Below are 17343 nucleotides of genomic sequence, written 5' to 3'. Positions count from 1 at the left end.
ACACTAACCGCCACCCTCTTCCCCCCAACCCCGCCCTCCCGAACTGATGCGCCCCCACCGCACGACGATGGTGAGCCCGCGGGCCGGTCCGGTTCCGAGCGGACCGGCCCGCGGGCAGCTCATGGGGCCGCCGCCTCACCGACCGCCGGGCTACTCGCCCAGCGCGGCGCGCGCGTCGACGAAGGCGGCGACGGCGCGCTCGACGTCCTCGGTGGAGTGCGCGGCGGACAGCTGCACCCGGATCCGGGCCTGGCCGTGCGGGACCACCGGGAACGAGAAGCCGATCACGTACACGCCGCGCTCCAGCAGCAGTTCGGCGAGCCGGCCGGCCTTGGCCGCGTCGCCGATCATCACCGGGGCGATCGGGTGGTCGCCCGGCAGGATCTCGAAGCCGGCCTCGGTCATCCTGCCGCGGAACAGCGCCGTGTTGGCCGCCAGCCGCTCGCGCAGCTCGTTGGACTGCTCGACCAGGTCGAGCACCTTCAGCGAGGCCGCCGCGATCACCGGGGCGAGCGAGTTGGAGAACAGGTACGGGCGGGAGCGCTGGCGCAGCAGGGCGACGATCTCCCGGCGGGCGGCGACGTAGCCGCCGGAGGCGCCGCCGAGCGCCTTGCCGAGGGTGCCGGTGATGATGTCCACGCGGTCCATCACGCCGTGCAGTTCGGGGGTGCCGCGGCCGCCGGGGCCGACGAAGCCGACGGCGTGCGAGTCGTCGACCATGACCATGGCGCCGTAGCGGTCGGCCAGGTCGCAGATCTCGCGCAGCGGGGCGACGTAGCCGTCCATCGAGAACACGCCGTCGGTGACGATCAGGCGGCGGCGGGCGTCCTGGGTCTCCTTGAGCTGCTGCTCCAGGTCGGCCAGGTCGCGGTTGGCGTAGCGGTGGCGGCGGGCCTTGCTGAGCCGGATGCCGTCGATGATGCTCGCGTGGTTGAGCGCGTCGGAGATGACGGCGTCGCGGTCGTCGAGCAGGGTCTCGAAGACGCCGCCGTTGGCGTCGAAGCAGGAGGAGTACAGGATGGTGTCCTCCTGGCCCAGGAAGGCCGAGAGGCGGTCCTCCAGTGCCTTGTGGACGTCCTGGGTGCCGCAGATGAAGCGCACCGAGGCCATGCCGTAGCCCCAGCGGTCCAGCGCGTCCTTGGCGGCGGCGAGCACCTCGGGGTGGTCGGCCAGGCCGAGGTAGTTGTTGGCGCAGAAGTTCAGCACCTCACCGGGGCGGCCGCCGCCGGTGACGGTGACCGCGGCGCTCTGCGGGGTGCCGATGACCCGCTCGGGCTTGAAGAGCCCGGCCTCGCGGATCTCGTCGAGGGTGGTGGCGATGTCGGCGCGCACGTTGTCGAACACTGCGGACTCCTAACGAGGACGAACGGGGGGGCTCAGGCGGTCCAGTCGAGGATGATCTTGCCGCAGCGGCCGCCGGCGGCCTCGTCGAAGGCGGCCGCGAAGTCGTCGGCGGCGTACCGGCCGGTGATCACCGGGGCGAGGTCCAGCCCGCCCTCCAGCAGCACGGACATCGCGTACCAGGTCTCGAACATCTCGCGGCCGTAGATGCCCTTGATGGTGATCATCGAGGTGACGACCGAGGCCCAGTCGACCGGGAACTGCTCGGCGGGCAGGCCGAGCACGGCGATCTTCCCGCCGTGGGTCATGTTGGCGATCATCGACTGCATCGCCTCGGGGCGGCCGGACATCTCCAGGCCGACGTCGAAGCCCTCGCGCAGGCCGAGCTTCTGCTGGCCCTCCTCGATGGTGTGCTCGGCGACGTTCAGCGCCAGCGTGACGCCGACCTTCCGGGCCAGGTCGAGGCGGTACGGGGAGACGTCGGTGATCATCACGTTACGGGCGCCGGCGTGCTTGGCGACGGCGGCGGCCATGATGCCGATCGGGCCCGCGCCGGTGATCAGCACGTCCTCGCCGACCAGCGGGAAGGAGAGCGCGGTGTGGACGGCGTTGCCGAACGGGTCGAAGATCGCGGCCACGTCCAGGTCGACCGGCACCCGGTGCACCCAGACGTTGGAGGCGGGCAGGGCCACGTACTCGGCGAAGGCGCCGTCCCGGCCGACGCCGAGGCCGACCGTGTTGCGGCACAGGTGGCGGCGGCCGGCCTGGCAGTTGCGGCACTTGCCGCAGACCAGGTGGCCCTCGCCGCTGACCAGGTCGCCGACCGCGATGTCCGCGACGCCGGCACCGATCTCGGCGACCTCGCCGACGAACTCGTGGCCGAGCACCAGCGGGGTCGTGATGGTCTGCTGCGCCCAGCCGTCCCAGTTGCGGATGTGCAGGTCGGTGCCGCAGATGCCGGTCCGCAGCACCTTGATCAGCACCTCGCCGGGGCCGATCTCCGGCTTCGGGACGTCCACCAGCCAGAGCCCGGGCTCGGCCTTCTGCTTGACGAGTGCCTTCACGGGCGTCGGCTCCTGACGTGCGAGTGGGGCGGCCTTCGCGGGTGGGCAGGCCGAGTGGCCCCGGTGTGGCCGTTCCTGGCGGACGCGATCCGGGCAGGCAGAAATCTGCCTGGTGAGGGTGGGTTCGGTCCATCGAGGAATTCTTAAGGGCGGCCACAGCTGGGCTAAACGATCGTGCCCGAGCCGGGGCCGGGGACGGGTGCGGCGTGCCGGTGCTCACCTGTTCGGCCGAGCGCGAGCCCGCTTCCGCGACACCAACCCCCCAGTGGGCAGTGGTCCTTGACAGCACGAGAGGCGATATGCGCCAGCCGGCTGGGGCAGTCGGCTGACCGCCGGTCCGTTCGGGTCAGCCCTGCGGCGGTCGACGAGCGGGGCCGCACCGGCGGTGCTTACGGTGGCGGCGCTCCCCCGTCGGCCTCGTGGAGCAGCGCTCCGGGGCCGTCCGCCGCAGAGAGGCGCCTCGACCTATGACCACGCTCCGACGGCCACATCCGGCCGCGTCCCGTTCCACCCGCCGAGCGGCCTGCGCCGCCCTGGCGCTGACCGGCCTGCTCGCGACCGCGGCCTGCTCCGGCGGGTCACCGCCGAAGCAGGCCGGCGGCGCGGCCCTCACCGCCGAGCCCGCCGCGCTCAGCCCGTCCGCGTCGGGCTCCAGCGCCGGTTCGGGCGCCGCGAGCGGCTCGGCGAGCGGCTCGGCCGGCGCGGTGGTGCCGCTGACCCCCGACGTCGCCAACCAGCTGGACGCCGCGATCAAGCAGGTGCTGAACCAGACCTCCACCCCCGGCGTGATCGTCGGGATCACCACCCCCGACGGCAGCTACCAGCGGGCCTTCGGCCAGGCCGACAAGTCCGCCGGCACCCCGATGTCGCCCGACCTGAACATGCGGATCGGCAGCGAGACCAAGACCTTCACGGCGACCGGCGTGCTGCGGCTGGTCGACCAGGGCAAGGTGGGCCTGGACGACCCGGTCTCCAAGTACGTGGACGGCGTGCCCGGCGGCGACAAGATCACCATCCGCCAGCTCGCCGGGATGCGCAGCGGCCTGTTCCCGTACACCTCCGACCCGGACTTCGTGAACGCGCTGATCAGCGACCCGAACCGGGTGTTCACGCCCGACGAGCTGCTCGCCTACGGGTACAAGCACCCGGCGAACTTCCCGCCGGGCAGCAAGTTCCAGTACAGCAACAGCAACTACATCCTGCTCGGCAAGGTCATCGAGAAGGCCGGCGGGGAGCCCGTGGACCAGTTCCTCAAGGACCAGGTGTTCAGCCAGGCCGGACTGAACGGGACGGTCTTCCCGACCGACGCGACCTTCCCCGACCCGCACGCCCGCGGCTACACCGACCAGACGCCCAACGGCCAGACCACGGACGCCACCGACTGGAACCCGTCCTGGGCCTGGTCGGCCGGGGCGGTCATCTCCAACCTCACCGACCTGCAGAACTGGTCGAAGTCCCTGGCCACCGGCTCCCTGCTGAAGCAGGACACCCAGTCCCAGCGGTTGAAGACCCAGCCGACCGGGGACCCCGGCGTCGGCTACGGCCTCGGGCTGTTCAACAACAACGGGTGGATCGGGCACAACGGCTCGCTGCCCGGTTACGAGACCGTGGCGGTGTACCTGCCGCAGTCCCAGGCCACCCTGGTGGTGCTGCTCAACACCGATGTGCCGTACCGGGGTTCGGAGCCGTCCTCGCTGCTCGCGAAGGCGATCACGCAGATCGTCTCGCCGAAGAACGTCTACTCGATCCCGCCGGTGAACAACACGGCCTCGCCGTCGGCCTCGTCCTCGGGGTCCGCGTCGCCGTCACCCTCGCTCTCGCCCTCGGGGTCGGCCTCGTCCCCGGCCTCGTCCGGCGCCCCGGGGTCCCCCTCCGGCGCGCCGTCCACGGTCAACGCCTGAGCACCAGACCGACCGGGCGCCTGAGCGCCAGACCGCTTGAGGCCCGGCCCGGATCACCGGGCCGGGCCTCCGAGGTGTCGTCAACTGCCCAGCACGCGGGCCAGATCGTAGGAGACGGGCTCCTCCAGCTGCGCGTAGGTGCAGCTCTCCGGCGTGCGGTCCGGCCGCCAGCGGCGGAACTGCGCGGTGTGCCGGAAGCGGGTGCCCTCCATGTGGTCGTAGGCGACCTCGACCACCCGCTCGGGGCGCAGCGCGACCCAGGAGAGGTCCTTGCCGCCGGTCCACCGGCTGACCGCGCCCGGCAGCCGGCCCTCGGCGTGCGCCGCCTCGTCCGCCCAGCCGCCCCACGGGTGGCGGGAGAGGTCGGCCATCCGCAACGGGGCCAGTTCCTCGGCGAGTTCGCGGCGGCGGGCCATCGAGAACGCGGCGCAGACGCCGACGTGCTGGAGCCGGCCCTCGGCGTCGTTGATGCCCAGCAGCAGCGAGCCGACCACCGGGCCGCTCTTGTGCTCGCGGTAGCCGGCCACCACGCAGTCGGCGGTGCGCTCGTGCTTGATCTTGAACATGGTCCGCTCGCCCGGCCGGTACGGCTGGTCCAGCGGCTTGGCCACCACGCCGTCCAGCCCGGCGCCCTCGTACTCGGCGAACCAGGTCTGCGCCACGTCCCGGTCGGTGGAGGCGGGGGCGGTGAACACCGGGTCGCGGGCGGCGCCGAGCGCCGTCTCCAGGGCCGCGCGGCGCACCGACAGCCGCTCGTCCAGCAGCGCGACGTCACCGAGCGCGAGCAGGTCGAAGGCGATGAAGGAGGCGGGCGTCCGCTCCGCCAGCAGCCGCACCCGGCTCGCCGCGGGGTGGATGCGCTCCAGCAGTTCCTCGAACCGCAGCCGGCCGTCCCGGGCGATCACCACCTCGCCGTCCAGCACGCAGCGCGGCGGCAGCTCCCGCCGCAGCGCGGCGACCAGCTCGGGGAAGTACCTGGTCAGCGGTTTGCCGGTGCGGCTGCCGAGCTCCACCTCGTCGCCGTCGCGGAACACGATCGTCCGGAAGCCGTCCCACTTGGCCTCGTACTGCATCCCCGGCGGGATCTTCGCCACCGACTTGGCGAGCATCGGCGCCACCGGCGGCATCACGGGCAGGTCCATGGCTCCGATCCTCGCGCGCACGGCCGGAAGGCGCGCGGCGAAAGGGCACACGGCGAAGAGGGCCCACCGCGGAAAGGGCCCACGGCGAAAAGACGCGCGCGGGGCACGGCGCCCTTAGCGTGAGGGGCATGGGCTCAGCCGTGGAACTGGATGTCGCCGGGCGCAGCGTCCGGCTGTCGAACCCGGACAAGGTGTACTACCCCGAGCGCGGCTTCACCAAGCTGGACGTCGCGCAGTACTACCTGGCCGTCGCCGACGGGGTGCTGCGCGGACTGCGCGACCGGCCCACCACCCTGCAGCGCTTCCCGGACGGCGTGGACGGCGAGTTCTTCTACCAGAAACGCGCCCCCAAGGGCCTGCCGGACTGGCTGCCCACCGCCCGGATCAGTTTCCCCAGCGGCCGCTCCGCCGACGAGATCTGCCCCACCGAGCCGGCCGCCGTGCTGTGGGCCGCCAACCTGGGCTGCCTCACCTTCCACCCCTGGCCGGTCCGCCGCTCCGACACCGAGCACGTCGACGAGCTGCGCATCGACCTCGACCCGCAGCCCGGCACCGACTTCCACGACGCCGTCCGCGCCGCCCACGAACTGCGCGCCCTGCTGGAGGAGTACGGGCTGCGCGGCTGGCCCAAGTCCTCCGGCGGGCGCGGCCTGCACGTGTACGTCCCGCTGGTGCCCGAGTGGACCTTCACCGACGGCCGGCACGCCGTGATCGCCCTCGGCCGGGTCCTGGAGCAGCGGATGCCCGGGCAGGTCACCACCGCCTGGTGGAAGGAGGAGCGCGGCGAGCGGATCTTCGTCGACTACAACCAGATGGCCCGCGACCGCACCATCGCCTCCGCCTACTCCCTGCGCGCCCGCCCGCGCGCCACCGCCTCGACCCCGCTGCGCTGGGAGGAGCTCGACGACGCCTCCCCCGAGGACTTCGACCTGCGCACCGTCCCCGCCCGCTTCGCCGAACTCGGCGACCTGAACGCCGAGATGGACGATCGGGCGTACCGCCTGGACGGCCTGCTGGAGCTGTACGACAAGCAGCTGCGCGACGAGGGCCTCGGAGAGCTCCCGTACCCGCCCGACCACCCCAAGGCGGCCGGCGAGCCGACCAGGGTGCAGCCCAGCCGGGCCCGGAAACCCTAGGCGCTCACACCCCCGTCATGGCCAGCACGAACCAGAAGACGCCGCCCAGCACCATCAGGGTGAACAGCAGGACGCCCACGACCGCGCCGGAGAGCAGCAGCCCCCGGCCGACGCGCCGCGCGCGCAGGCCGACGCCGGTCAGCAGCACGCCCGCCACACCCGGTGCCAGGGCCAGCGCCAGCAGCATCACCGTCCGCGCCACCTCGGCGTCCGACACCAGGTGGCACTCGTCGCCCTCGCACACCGCCCAGACGCCCTCGCCGACCGGCGCGCCCGCCCGCATCCTGGCGTGCTCGTGCGCCGGGCCGCCGCCGTCCGGGCGGAACACGCCCCGGCAGTCCGAAGGAGGCGGGCCGTCCCCGTTCGCCGGGATCAGACACCGCTCCGCGCGGAACGTCCCGGGCGCCCCCACCAGCCCGGCCGCCTGCCCGAACTGCCGCACCGGCCCGCCCACCAGCCATCCTGCCAGCAGCACCAACAGCACCCCGGCCGCCACCGGCCCCCACCGCCGCACCGCCACCCCCATCGGCTCACCCCCGCTGGGGTGACGCCACCGACGGCCGGACGGTTGCACGGGCGGCCTGGCGGGCGGCCCTCCCGGCCCAGGTGTCAGCCGACCCGGGCGCCCTCCGGCGCCAGCTCGGCGATGATCCGGACCGCCTCCGCGAGCTGCGCGTCCGTCAGGTCCCCGCGCGCGGTGAGCCGCAGCCGGGACACCCCGTCCGGGACGGACGGCGGGCGGAAGCAGCCGACGGCGAGCCCGGCCCGCCGGCAGTCGGCGGCCCAGGCGACGGCGGCCTCCGCGCCCGGGGCGCGCACCGACACCACGGCCGCGTCCGGCTCGCAGGCCCGGAGCCCGGCGGCGGTCAGCCGGGCCGCGAGGCCGCGGGCCACCTCGCGGGTGCGGTCGGCGCGGTGCGGCTCGGCGCGCAGCAGGCGCAGGGCGGCGAGGGCGGCGGCGACGGCGGCCGGGGCGAGGCCGGTGTCGAAGATGAAGGTGCGGGCGGTCTCGGTGAGGTGGCGGATCACCCGGCGCGGCCCGAGCACGGCGCCGCCCTGCGAGCCGAGCGACTTGGAGAGCGTGACGGTGGCGACGGTGTCCGGCTGCCCGGCGAGCCCGGCCGCCGCGAGCGCCCCGGCGCCGCCGGGGCCGAGGACGCCCAGCCCGTGCGCGTCGTCGACCAGCAGCGCGGCGCCGTGCGCCCGGGCGGCGGCGGACAGCCCGGCCAGCGGGGCGGCGTCGCCGTCCACCGAGAACACCGAGTCGCTGACCACCAGCGCCCGCCGCTGCGTCCGGCGCTCCAGCGCCTCCCGGACGGCCTGCGGGTCGCTGTGCGGGGCCCGGTGGACGTCCGCGCGGGCGAGCCGGCAGCCGTCGATCAGCGAGGCGTGGTTGTAGGCGTCCGACACGATCAGCGTGTCCGGGTCGGTGAGCGCGGTCAGCGCGGCCAGGTTGGCGGTGTAGCCGGAGGAGAACACCAGCGCCGCCTCCACCCCGCAGAACGCGGCGAGCTCCTCCTCCAGTTCGGTGTGCAGCGCGGTCGTCCCGGTCACCAGCCGCGACCCGGTCGACCCCCCGCCCCACCGCAGCGCCGCCTCGGCGGCCGCCTGCGTCACCGCCGGGTGCCTGGTCAGCCCCAGGTAGTCGTTCCCGGCCAGGTCGAGCACCGGGTCCTGCGCCGCGCGGCTGCGCAGCCGACGCGTCAGCCCGGCCTCGGCCCGCAGCTCGGCGGCCTCGTCGAGCCAGTCGAAGACGGCCGCCGGGGCGAGGTCGGTGGTGTGCGTTGCGGACGCGAGCGGTTGGACCATGCCCGGCACTCTGGCACGGCGCCGCCGCCGCGATCAATGGGCGGCCGCGCACGGCTTCGCGGCCGCCGGTGCAGCGATCCGGACAGTCCCGGGGCGGGTGCCGGCGGAGGGCGGGCTTTGCCCGGGGTGGCGGCGAGCAGGCAAGATAGCCGGGTGACCCTCCTTGATCTGATGCCGAAGCCCGCCACGCCCGATGCGCTGTACGAGACCTTCGCCGCGTGGGCGGAGGAGCGCGGGATCACGCTGTACCCGGCGCAGGAGGAGGCGCTGATCGAGCTGGTGTCGGGGAACAACGTCATCCTGGCGACGCCGACCGGGTCGGGTAAGAGCCTGGTGGCGGCCGGGGCGCACTTCGCGGCGCTGGCGGAGGGGAAGCGGACGTTCTACACGGCGCCGATCAAGGCGCTGGTGTCGGAGAAGTTCTTCGACCTGGTCAAGATGTTCGGCACCGAGCAGGTCGGCATGATGACCGGCGACGCGAGCGTGAACCCGACCGCGCCGATCATCTGCTGCACGGCCGAGGTGCTGGCGCAGATCGCGCTGCGCGACGGGCTCCGGGCGGACGTCGGCCAGGTGGTCATGGACGAGTTCCACTTCTACGCGGAGCCGGACCGCGGCTGGGCCTGGCAGATCCCGCTGCTGGAGCTGCCGCAGGCGCAGTTCCTGCTGATGTCGGCGACGCTCGGCGACGTGCGCCGCTTCGAGGAGGACCTGACCCGCCGGACGGGCCGCCCGACGACGGTAGTGCGCAACACGACCCGCCCGGTGCCGCTGTTCTACGAGTACCGCCGCACCACGATGCACGACACCCTGGAGGAACTGCTGCAGACCGGCCAGGCGCCGGTCTACGTGGTGCACTTCACGCAGAAGGAGGCGGTGGACCGGGCGCAGTCGCTGATGAGCATCAACATGTGCTCGAAGGCGGAGAAGGACGCCATCGCCGACCTGATCGGCGGCTTCCGCTTCACCACCAAGTTCGGCCGCAACCTGTCCCGATTCGTGCGCCACGGCATCGGCGTGCACCACGCGGGCATGCTGCCGAAGTACCGCCGGCTGGTCGAACGCCTGGCCCAGGCGGGCCTGTTGAAGGTGATCTGCGGGACGGACACGCTGGGCGTCGGGGTGAACGTGCCGATCCGTACGGTGCTGTTCACGGCGCTGTCCAAGTACGACGGCAACCGGGTGCGGATCCTGCGCGCCCGCGAGTTCCACCAGATCGCCGGGCGGGCCGGCCGGGCCGGGTTCGACACCGTCGGACAGGTGGTGGCGCAGGCGCCCGAGCACGTGATCGAGAACGACAAGGCGATCGCCAAGGCCGGGGACGACCCGAAGAAGAAGCGCAAGGTGGTGCGCAAGAAGGCGCCGGAGGGCTTCGTCGGCTGGACCGAGGAGACCTTCGACAAGCTGATCGGCGCCGACCCGGAGCCGCTGGTCTCCCGCTTCAAGGTGAGCCACGCGATGCTGCTGTCGGTGATCGGCCGCCCCGGCAACGCCTTCGAGGCGATGCGCAAGCTCCTCACCGACAACCACGAGGACCGCGCGGCGCAGCGCCGGCACATCCGCACCGCGATCGCGATCTACCGCTCCCTGCTGCAGGGCGGCGTGGTCGAGCGGTTGCCGGAGCCGGACGCCGAGGGCCGGATCGTGCGCCTCACGCTCGACCTCCAGGAGAACTTCGCGCTCAACCAGCCGCTCTCCACCTTCGCCCTGGCCTCCTTCGAGCTCCTCGACCCGACCTCGCCCTCGTACGCGCTGGACGTGATCTCGGTGGTCGAGGCGACCCTCGACGACCCGCGCCAGATCCTCGCCGCGCAGCAGAACAAGGCGCGCGGCGAGGCCATCGGCGAGATGAAGCGCGACGGGATCGAGTACGAGGAGCGGATGGAGCGGCTCCAGGAGATCACCTACCCGAAGCCGCTGGAGGAACTGCTCACCCACGCGTACGAGGTGTACCGCCGGGCGCACCCGTGGATCGGCGACCACGAGCTGAGGCCGAAGTCGGTGGTCCGCGACCTGTACGAGCGGGCGATGACCTTCTCGGACTACGTCGGCTTCTACGAGCTGGCGCGCACCGAGGGCATCGTACTGCGCTACCTGGCGAGCGCGTACAAGGCGCTGGAGCAGACCGTCCCCGAGGACGTGAAGACCGACGACCTGAAGGACGTCATCGCCTGGCTCGGCGAGCTGGTCCGCCAGGTCGACTCCAGCCTGCTGGACGAGTGGGAGCAGCTGGCCAACCCGACGGACCCGCAGGCCCCCGAGGTGACGCTGGACGACAAGCCGGCACCGGTGACGGCGAACGCACGGGCGTTCCGGGTGCTGGTGCGCAACGAGTTGTTCCGCCGGGTCGAGCTGTGCGCGCTGGAGCACTACGAGGAGCTCGCCGAGCTGGACGGCTCGTACGGCTGGGACGCGGACCGCTGGGCGGACGCCATGGACGGGTACTGGGAGGAGTACGACGACCTCGGCACCGGCCCGAACGCGCGCGGCCCCAAGATGCTGATCATCGAGGAGGAGGACTCCGCCTGGAAGGTCCGGCAGATCTTCGACGACCCGGAGGGCGACCACGACTGGGGCATCAGCGCCGAGGTCGACCTGTACGGCTCGGACGAGGAGGGCCGGGCGGTGCTGCGGGTCACCGCGGTGGACCGGCTGGGCGGCTGACGGACCGTCAACCCCGGCTTCGAAGTCGCCGGCCCCCGGAGCGGGGGGGGGCCGGCGAGGCGTCACATCCAGACGAACGGCGCGCCCGCCGCGTAGGAGAGCGCGCGGGTCGCCTCCTCCAGGGTCTGCTCGGCGCTGGGCGCCGGGCCCGACGATGTCGCGGCCGGGGTGGACGGGGCGCCGGGGCCGGGCGTGCGGGCCTCGCTGAGCCGGGAGCCGGTCACCGTCACGTAGTGCCCGACCGCCTCGACCCGCGGCTCGGCCGACTTGGGCGCGCCGGACGACGGCGAGGGGGCGGTGTTGGCGTCCGGAAGGATGAAGGCGAGTGCGCCGGGCTTGCCGCGCAGGGTGTCGGCGGCCCGGGTGGCGGCGGCCTGGTCGCCGAAGCGCAGGACGGTGACGCTGCTGAGCACCGGGCGGTCGACGCCGGAGAAGCTGACGATCAGGTAGGCATGGCAGCCGCTGTCCCGGAACAGCTCCTGGGTGCGGTCCTGCAGGACCTCGGCGCAGTTCTCGCCCTGCCGGATGGCGCCACGCCGGGCCTTGTACCCGGCGGCCTCGACCGGCCGCTGGGCGGGGAAGAGGCTGTCGGCATTGAGGCCCTCGGAGTCGGTGTGCGGCGGCGGGGTGCCGACCACCGGGGGCGTCCTGGCCGCATCCTTGGTGGACGGGCCGAGCCCGGGTATGTAGTCGCCGGGCATCGGGCGGGTGATGATCCATCCGCCGGCGGCCACCACTCCCACCACGACGACCCAGCCCACCGCCCGGCGGGCCGTCAACCGCCTGCCCCTGCCGCCGCCCCGACCACCGATCAGGTCCGTGCCCGCGCCGGCGGGGGCCCCGCCGGTCCGCCGCACTGCCTGGCCGTTCTGGCCCTCTCCCGGAGTCGGGGTGCGCTCCCCCTGCGTGGTCATGGCGCAGATTCTAAGCAACCGTCGGGTGGCGTGGATCACTGGGTGGGCGGTTGCCGGTCACCGCCGCGCGCGGGCGTCCGCGACCGTCCGGCACGCGTACCGACGACCGCCCCGCGCCGGCCTCCCCGGCCCTTCGCCGCGACCACCGCCTACCGGCCGGTAACCTCCGATTCGTACCGGCGTCAAGCTCGTGACCAGCGGCGACACCGTGAGCTTCGACACTGTGGCAAGTGGCACATCCTTCCGCCGATCTTCTGGCGGGTTCCCTCTGGCGCCATTCGAGCGCCACCAGGCAGGATCGGCCCCATGGATCTGCTCGATACCCTCACCGCCAAGGGCCTGCGCGGCGAAGTCCCGACCCGCGAGGAGGCGCTGGCCGTCCTCGCCACCACCGACGACGAGCTGCTGGACGTCGTCGCCGCGGCCGGCAAGGTCCGCCGGAGGTGGTTCGGCCGGCGCGTGAAGCTCAACTACCTGGTGAACCTCAAGAGCGGGCTCTGCCCGGAGGACTGCAACTACTGCTCGCAGCGGCTGGGCTCCAAGGCCGAGATCCTCAAGTACACCTGGCTCAAGCCCGACCAGGCCGCCGAGGCGGCCCGGGCCGGGGTGGCCGGCGGCGCCAAGCGGGTCTGCCTGGTCGCCAGCGGCCGCGGCCCGACGGACCGTGACATCGACCGGGTCACCGACACCATGGCCGCCATCCAGGAGGCCGACCCCGAGGTCGAGATCTGCGTCTGCCTCGGCCTGCTCTCCGACAACCAGGCGGAGCGGCTGAAGGCGGCCGGCGCCGACGCCTACAACCACAACCTCAACACCTCCGAGAACACCTACGGCGACATCACCACCACCCACACCTACGCGGACCGGGTGGACACCGTGAAGAAGGCGCACGGCGCGGGCCTGTCCGCCTGCTCCGGCCTGATCGCCGGCATGGGCGAGAGCGACGAGGACCTGGTCGACGTGGTGTTCGCGCTGCGCGAGCTCGGCTCGGACTCCGTCCCGGTCAACTTCCTGATCCCGTTCGAGGGCACGCCGCTCGCCAAGGAGTGGAACCTCACCCCGCAGCGCTGCCTGCGCATCCTGGCGATGGTCCGCTTCGTCAACCCGGACACCGAGGTGCGGATCGCCGGCGGCCGCGAGGTGCACCTGCGCTCGATGCAGCCGCTCGGCCTGCACCTCGCCAACTCCATCTTCCTCGGTGACTACCTGACCAGCGAAGGCCAGGCCGGGCAGACCGACCTCGACATGATCAAGGACGCCGGGTTCGAGGTCGAGGGCGCCGGCGAGGCCACCCTGCCCCGCCACCGCGCGGACGTCGCGGCGGCCTCCTCCGCCGCGTCGGCTTGCGGCACCGCCGCGTCGGCCTGCGGCAGCGGCGGCGGCTGCGGCCCGTGCGGCGGGCACGCGCACGCCCCGGCCTCGGAGGACACCCCTGCGTCGGCCGCGGAGGACACCGACGCCTCGGACGGGGAGCTGCGCAGCGACCTCGTCAAGGTCCGGCTGCGCGGCGCCGGCACCGAACTCGCGCCCAATGCCTGATAGTTCTGGAGACTGACGCATCATGCCCCAGCTGTCCGCGGACACGCTGCTCGCCCTCGACCGCGCCCACGTCTGGCACCCGTACGGGCCGATGCCCGGCACCGCCACCCCGTACGTGGTCGAATCCGCCTCGGGGGTCCGGCTGCGCCTCGCCGAGCCCGTCGCGGACGGGCGGCGCGAGCTCGTCGACGGGATGTCGTCCTGGTGGGCGGCCATCCACGGCTACCGGCACCCGGTGCTGGACGAGGCCGTGCGCGAGCAGCTGGGGCGGATGAGCCACGTCATGTTCGGCGGGCTCACCCACGAGCCCGCCGTCCGACTGGCTGCGACACTGGTCGAGATCACGCCCGAACCGCTACAACACGTCTTCCTCGCCGACTCGGGCTCGGTGGCCGTCGAGGTCGCGATGAAGATGTGCCTCCAGTACTGGCAGTCCACCGGCCGCCCGGCCAAGCGCCGGCTGCTGACCTGGCGCGGCGGGTACCACGGCGACACCTTCCACCCGATGTCCGTCTGCGATCCGGACGGCGGCATGCACCACCTGTGGGGCGGGGTGCTGCCCGGGCAGCTGTTCGCCCCGCAGCCGCCGGCCGGGTTCGACGCCCCGCTCGACGCCGGGTACGCGGCCGAGTTCGAGGAGTTGATGGCCCGGCACGCCGACGAGCTGGCCGCCGTCATCGTCGAACCGGTGGTGCAGGGCGCCGGCGGGATGCAGTTCCACTCCCCCGCCTACCTGCGGATGCTGCGCGAACTCTGCGACCGGTACGGGGTGCTGCTCGTCTTCGACGAGATCGCCACCGGATTCGGCCGCAGCGGCGCGCTGTTCGCCGCCGACCACGCGGGCGTCTCGCCGGACGTGATGTGCCTGGGCAAGGCGCTCACCGGCGGCTACCTGACCCTCGCCGCCGCGCTGTGCACCGGCGAGATCGCCGACGGCATCAGCCGCGGCGAGATGCCGGTGCTCGCGCACGGGCCGACCTTCATGGGCAACCCGCTGGCCTGCGCGGCCGCCAACGCCTCGCTGGAGCTGCTGCTGGGCCAGGACTGGACGGTCGGGGTCAAGCGCATCGAGGCCGGACTGGCCGACGGGCTCGCGACCGCCGCCGACCTCCCGGGCGTCCGGGACGTCCGGGTCCAGGGCGCCATCGGCGTCGTCCAGTTGGACCACCCGGTGAACGTCCCGGCGGCCACCGAGGCGGCCGCCCGGGCCGGCGTCTGGCTGCGGCCCTTCCGGGACCTGATCTACACCATGCCCCCCTACGTGACGGAGGACGAGGACGTGGCACGCATCGCCGACGCCGTGACCGCTGCGGCGGTGGCCGGATGAGCGCCCGCATCCTGTTCGTGACGGGCACCAACACGGACGTCGGCAAGACCGTCGCCACCGCAGCCCTCGCCTCGACGGCGCTGCGCGGCGGGCAGAAGGTCGCCGTGCTCAAGCCCGGGCAGACCGGCGTCGCGCCGGGCGAGCCCGGGGACGCGGCCGAAGTCCGGCGCCTGGCAGGCGATCTGACGATCCGCGAACTCGTCCGCTACCCGGAGCCGCTGGCGCCCGACACCGCCGCCCGGCGGGCCGGGATGCCCTTCCTCTCCCCCGCCGAGGTAGCCACCGCCGTCGCCGAACTGGCCGCCGCGCACGACCTGGTCCTGGTCGAGGGCGCGGGCGGGCTGCTCGTCCGCTACGACGACGAGGGCCGCACCCTCGCCGACCAGGCCCGGGCCGTCCTGGACGCCGGGCTGCCGGCCGAGGTCCTGCTCGTCGCCTCCGCCGGGCTGGGCACGCTGAACATCGTCGCGCTCTCGGCGGAGGCCCTGACTTCGCGTCAACTCCCCCTCGCGGGCGTGGTCGTCGGCTCCTGGCCCTCCTCCCCCGGGCTCGCCGAACGGTGCAACCTCGCCGACCTGCCGCGCTCGGCCGGCGCCCCGCTGCTCGGCGCCCTGCCGGAACGCGCCGCAGCCGCCGCGGACTTCGCCGCCCTCGCGCTCGCCTCGCTGGCCCCGGAGCTGGGCGGCAGCTGGGACGCGAAGCACTTCGCGCACACCCATCGGCCCGAACAGGCCCCGCTTCGCTCGAAGGGGTGATTCCGGCGCCCGAACCCTGGGTTCGGACGCTACGGGCTCAATACCGTTCCTCCCATGACAGACGGGATGACGGTAGACGAGTCTCTTCGGGCCCTGGCCGCCCTGGAGGCTGCGTGGAAGGACGACGACGAGGCGCTGTCCGCCCTCGCCGCGGGCGGTGCGGACGAGCGGTCGCTCCCGGCGCTGGTCGCCGCGTACGGCGAGCACGCGATGGACACCCTGATGGCCCTGGCCTTCGGCCTGCGGTCCACCATGAGCGACGAGGAGATCGCCGAACTCTCCGACGCGGTGAGCTCCAACATCGGCGCCCGGATGAGCGCCCTGCTCACCCAGGCCCTGAAGACCTGGGGCGCCCTCGCGCCCCCGGACGACCTGGCGGTGACCAAGGCCATCGCCCGCGCGGTGATCGACTCCATGCGCGCCGTGACCGAGGACCCGAGCCAGACCGAGGTCCTCCCCCTGCTGGCCACCTTCCGCACCTACGCCCTCAACGGCGCCTGACACCGGAACCTCGGCGCGGGCTTCGAGACCTCTCGAAGCCCGCGCCGTCATGTCTGCACCCTCATCCACCCTGCGGCAAGCGCGAATCCCCCCGTCGAGGAGGCGAAGAGGATAAGGACGAACACCAAGGCACTCGCCTCCGTGGGAACACGCTCAGGAATCGCGAGGAAAACCACACCCGCGAGCGCGAAGCTCCCGATGGCGATGGCGCCGGAGGCGATTACGGTCGCATTCCCCTGCGGAGGACGACGACCAGTCGCTCGATGACGTCCGGCCGGGCGGCTCCGAGGTCGATCAGGATGACTCCGGTGGCTTTGGCCGAGCGCCAGTCGATGCCGAGGGAGGGCAGTTTGACCTCGGCGGCGCTCAGGACGGCCTGGAGGTCGTCGAGGATGTCGGCCGCGGCGCGACGGTCCTCGGCCGTGACCTTGTCGATCATGCTGCTCATGGGGCATCGCACTCTTCGCTGTTCGTGATCCAACGCGCTTCGGTGTCCCACTCCACGCCACCTCCGACGGGCCGGAGGAAGGCCAGCCCGTGCTGCCACCCCATGAAGACGGCCCAGCACCCGGAGCGGACGTCGTAGACCCGCTCGCCGACAACGGCCGGCCGGTAGGGCTCGGACGGGCGAAGCCCTCCCGGCGACCATGCCGTTCACGCTGCTGACCAGCACGGACAAGAAGTGGATGGCCTACCTCGAAACCATCCAACGGGGCTACGTCGAGCGCGAGGACGAGGACAAGATCCGTTCCCTCGCAAGGACTTACCATTGGCTCCAGGCCCAAGCCCTCTCATGCGAGGACTCGTTGGCCCTCATCCACGCCCGTCTCAAGGAGTTCCACGCCATGTTCCCCATCGCGACGGTCAAGCCCACCTCCTGGCTGAAGTCCTCGTATAGCAACGGTGGCGGCGAATGCGTCGAGGTCGCACCCGGACTCCCCGGCATCCTCCCCGTCCGCGACAGCAAGGACCCCGAGGGCCCTCAGCTCGCCTTCGGCGCCGACGCCTGGCGGTCCTTCGTCACCGGAGTCAAGTCCGGCGACTTCGGCACCGTCTGAGATCCAGGCCGCCGGGTGGCGTTGTCGTTGCGCAGGTGGAAGGCCCGGCCGCCGGGCCGGCCGGTTCCGCGAGGTGTCTACCCCTTCTCTTCGAACTCTGCTCGATATACCGTACATAACGCTTGTTACGTACCGGGCAGGTCAGCGTAGCGAAGCACCTTGCATCCACCACCCTCACCTGGAGAGTCTGCT

Annotated in this window: 15 protein-coding genes and 1 pseudogene; 9 read left to right on the top strand and 7 right to left on the bottom strand. The window is 72.9% G+C overall.

Annotated features, from left to right (window positions below):
• Positions 1–150: 150 nt before the first annotated feature.
• Positions 151–1344: a glycine C-acetyltransferase gene (locus tag AB0O82_RS28115; RefSeq protein ID WP_363586715.1), complete on the bottom strand. Its 1194-nt coding sequence runs from the start codon at positions 1342–1344 to the stop codon at positions 151–153.
• Between the two features lie 32 nt (positions 1345–1376).
• Complete coding sequence (gene tdh, locus AB0O82_RS28110) at positions 1377–2405, bottom strand: L-threonine 3-dehydrogenase (RefSeq protein WP_363586714.1); 1029 nt, start codon at positions 2403–2405, stop codon at positions 1377–1379.
• A 467-nt stretch (positions 2406–2872) separates the two neighbouring features.
• On the opposite strand from tdh, the gene AB0O82_RS28105 reads away from it, so the two are divergent.
• A complete protein-coding gene (locus AB0O82_RS28105) occupies positions 2873–4306 on the top strand; it encodes a serine hydrolase domain-containing protein (RefSeq protein ID WP_363586713.1) in 1434 nt (477 codons plus the stop codon).
• 80 nt (positions 4307–4386) lie between these two features.
• Here AB0O82_RS28105 and AB0O82_RS28100 read toward each other — a convergent pair whose 3' ends face one another.
• Entirely contained in the window at positions 4387–5448 is a 1062-nt protein-coding gene (locus AB0O82_RS28100) for an ATP-dependent DNA ligase (protein ID WP_363586712.1), read from the bottom strand.
• Between the two features lie 128 nt (positions 5449–5576).
• Between AB0O82_RS28100 and ligD the strand changes: the two genes are divergently transcribed.
• Positions 5577–6584: a non-homologous end-joining DNA ligase gene (gene ligD, locus AB0O82_RS28095; protein WP_363586711.1), complete on the top strand. Its 1008-nt coding sequence runs from the start codon at positions 5577–5579 to the stop codon at positions 6582–6584.
• A gap of 4 nt (positions 6585–6588) precedes the next feature.
• On the opposite strand, the gene AB0O82_RS28090 is transcribed toward ligD, so the two are convergent.
• Together AB0O82_RS28090 and AB0O82_RS28085 are read right to left on the bottom strand one after the other, a co-directional pair.
• Positions 6589–7110: a hypothetical protein gene (locus AB0O82_RS28090; protein ID WP_363586710.1), complete on the bottom strand. Its 522-nt coding sequence runs from the start codon at positions 7108–7110 to the stop codon at positions 6589–6591.
• Positions 7111–7193: 83 nt separating this feature from the next.
• Positions 7194–8393: an 8-amino-7-oxononanoate synthase gene (locus AB0O82_RS28085; protein ID WP_363586709.1), complete on the bottom strand. Its 1200-nt coding sequence runs from the start codon at positions 8391–8393 to the stop codon at positions 7194–7196.
• 153 nt (positions 8394–8546) lie between these two features.
• Here AB0O82_RS28085 and AB0O82_RS28080 point away from each other — a divergent pair, with 153 nt between their 5' ends.
• Entirely contained in the window at positions 8547–11057 is a 2511-nt protein-coding gene (locus AB0O82_RS28080) for a DUF3516 domain-containing protein (protein WP_363586708.1), read from the top strand.
• 62 nt (positions 11058–11119) lie between these two features.
• Here the strand turns inward: AB0O82_RS28080 and AB0O82_RS28075 are convergent, their stop codons facing one another.
• The gene (locus AB0O82_RS28075) at positions 11120–11971 is read right to left on the bottom strand and encodes a hypothetical protein (RefSeq protein WP_363586707.1); all 852 of its coding nucleotides are present in this window, start codon (positions 11969–11971) and stop codon (positions 11120–11122) included.
• A gap of 306 nt (positions 11972–12277) precedes the next feature.
• Between AB0O82_RS28075 and bioB the strand changes: the two genes are divergently transcribed.
• The 4 genes from bioB to AB0O82_RS28055 are packed head-to-tail and all read left to right on the top strand — an operon-like array spanning position 12278 to position 16093.
• On the top strand, positions 12278–13510 hold the full coding sequence (gene bioB / locus AB0O82_RS28070) for a biotin synthase BioB (protein ID WP_363586706.1): 1233 nt from the start codon (positions 12278–12280) through the stop codon (positions 13508–13510).
• Positions 13511–13532: 22 nt separating this feature from the next.
• Entirely contained in the window at positions 13533–14837 is a 1305-nt protein-coding gene (locus AB0O82_RS28065) for an adenosylmethionine--8-amino-7-oxononanoate transaminase (protein ID WP_363586705.1), read from the top strand.
• The gene (gene bioD, locus AB0O82_RS28060) at positions 14834–15592 is read left to right on the top strand and encodes a dethiobiotin synthase (RefSeq protein WP_363586704.1); all 759 of its coding nucleotides are present in this window, start codon (positions 14834–14836) and stop codon (positions 15590–15592) included. The genes AB0O82_RS28065 and bioD overlap by 4 nt, the downstream gene beginning before the upstream one ends.
• A gap of 54 nt (positions 15593–15646) precedes the next feature.
• Positions 15647–16093: a hypothetical protein gene (locus tag AB0O82_RS28055; protein WP_363586703.1), complete on the top strand. Its 447-nt coding sequence runs from the start codon at positions 15647–15649 to the stop codon at positions 16091–16093.
• Between the two features lie 220 nt (positions 16094–16313).
• Here the strand turns inward: AB0O82_RS28055 and AB0O82_RS28050 are convergent, their stop codons facing one another.
• Positions 16314–16541: a hypothetical protein gene (locus AB0O82_RS28050; protein WP_363586702.1), complete on the bottom strand. Its 228-nt coding sequence runs from the start codon at positions 16539–16541 to the stop codon at positions 16314–16316.
• Between the two features lie 193 nt (positions 16542–16734).
• Here AB0O82_RS28050 and AB0O82_RS28045 point away from each other — a divergent pair.
• A pseudogene (locus AB0O82_RS28045) lies at positions 16735–16902 on the top strand (hypothetical protein); the annotation flags it as partial.
• 36 nt (positions 16903–16938) lie between these two features.
• Positions 16939–17151, top strand: coding sequence for a DUF397 domain-containing protein (locus tag AB0O82_RS28040; protein ID WP_363586720.1), 213 nt, complete (start codon positions 16939–16941; stop codon positions 17149–17151).
• The last annotated feature ends 192 nt before the right edge of the window (positions 17152–17343 follow it).

Source organism: Kitasatospora sp. NPDC088264, from assembly GCF_040685715.1.
Taxonomy (GTDB): Bacteria; Actinomycetota; Actinomycetes; order Streptomycetales; family Streptomycetaceae; genus Kitasatospora.
This window is presented reverse-complemented; position numbering and strand designations above follow the sequence as displayed.

Coding starts and splice junctions, on each gene's coding strand:
- bioD (WP_363586704.1), top strand. CDS start 14,834: ATGAGCGCCCGCATCCTGTTCGTGACGGGCACCAACACGGACGTCGGC.
- bioB (WP_363586706.1), top strand. CDS start 12,278: ATGGATCTGCTCGATACCCTCACCGCCAAGGGCCTGCGCGGCGAAGTC.
- AB0O82_RS28085 (WP_363586709.1), bottom strand. CDS start 8,393: ATGGTCCAACCGCTCGCGTCCGCAACGCACACCACCGACCTCGCCCCG.
- AB0O82_RS28065 (WP_363586705.1), top strand. CDS start 13,533: ATGCCCCAGCTGTCCGCGGACACGCTGCTCGCCCTCGACCGCGCCCAC.
- AB0O82_RS28090 (WP_363586710.1), bottom strand. CDS start 7,110: ATGGGGGTGGCGGTGCGGCGGTGGGGGCCGGTGGCGGCCGGGGTGCTG.
- AB0O82_RS28050 (WP_363586702.1), bottom strand. CDS start 16,541: ATGAGCAGCATGATCGACAAGGTCACGGCCGAGGACCGTCGCGCCGCG.
- ligD (WP_363586711.1), top strand. CDS start 5,577: ATGGGCTCAGCCGTGGAACTGGATGTCGCCGGGCGCAGCGTCCGGCTG.
- AB0O82_RS28055 (WP_363586703.1), top strand. CDS start 15,647: ATGACAGACGGGATGACGGTAGACGAGTCTCTTCGGGCCCTGGCCGCC.
- AB0O82_RS28100 (WP_363586712.1), bottom strand. CDS start 5,448: ATGGACCTGCCCGTGATGCCGCCGGTGGCGCCGATGCTCGCCAAGTCG.
- AB0O82_RS28105 (WP_363586713.1), top strand. CDS start 2,873: ATGACCACGCTCCGACGGCCACATCCGGCCGCGTCCCGTTCCACCCGC.
- AB0O82_RS28075 (WP_363586707.1), bottom strand. CDS start 11,971: ATGACCACGCAGGGGGAGCGCACCCCGACTCCGGGAGAGGGCCAGAAC.
- AB0O82_RS28040 (WP_363586720.1), top strand. CDS start 16,939: ATGTTCCCCATCGCGACGGTCAAGCCCACCTCCTGGCTGAAGTCCTCG.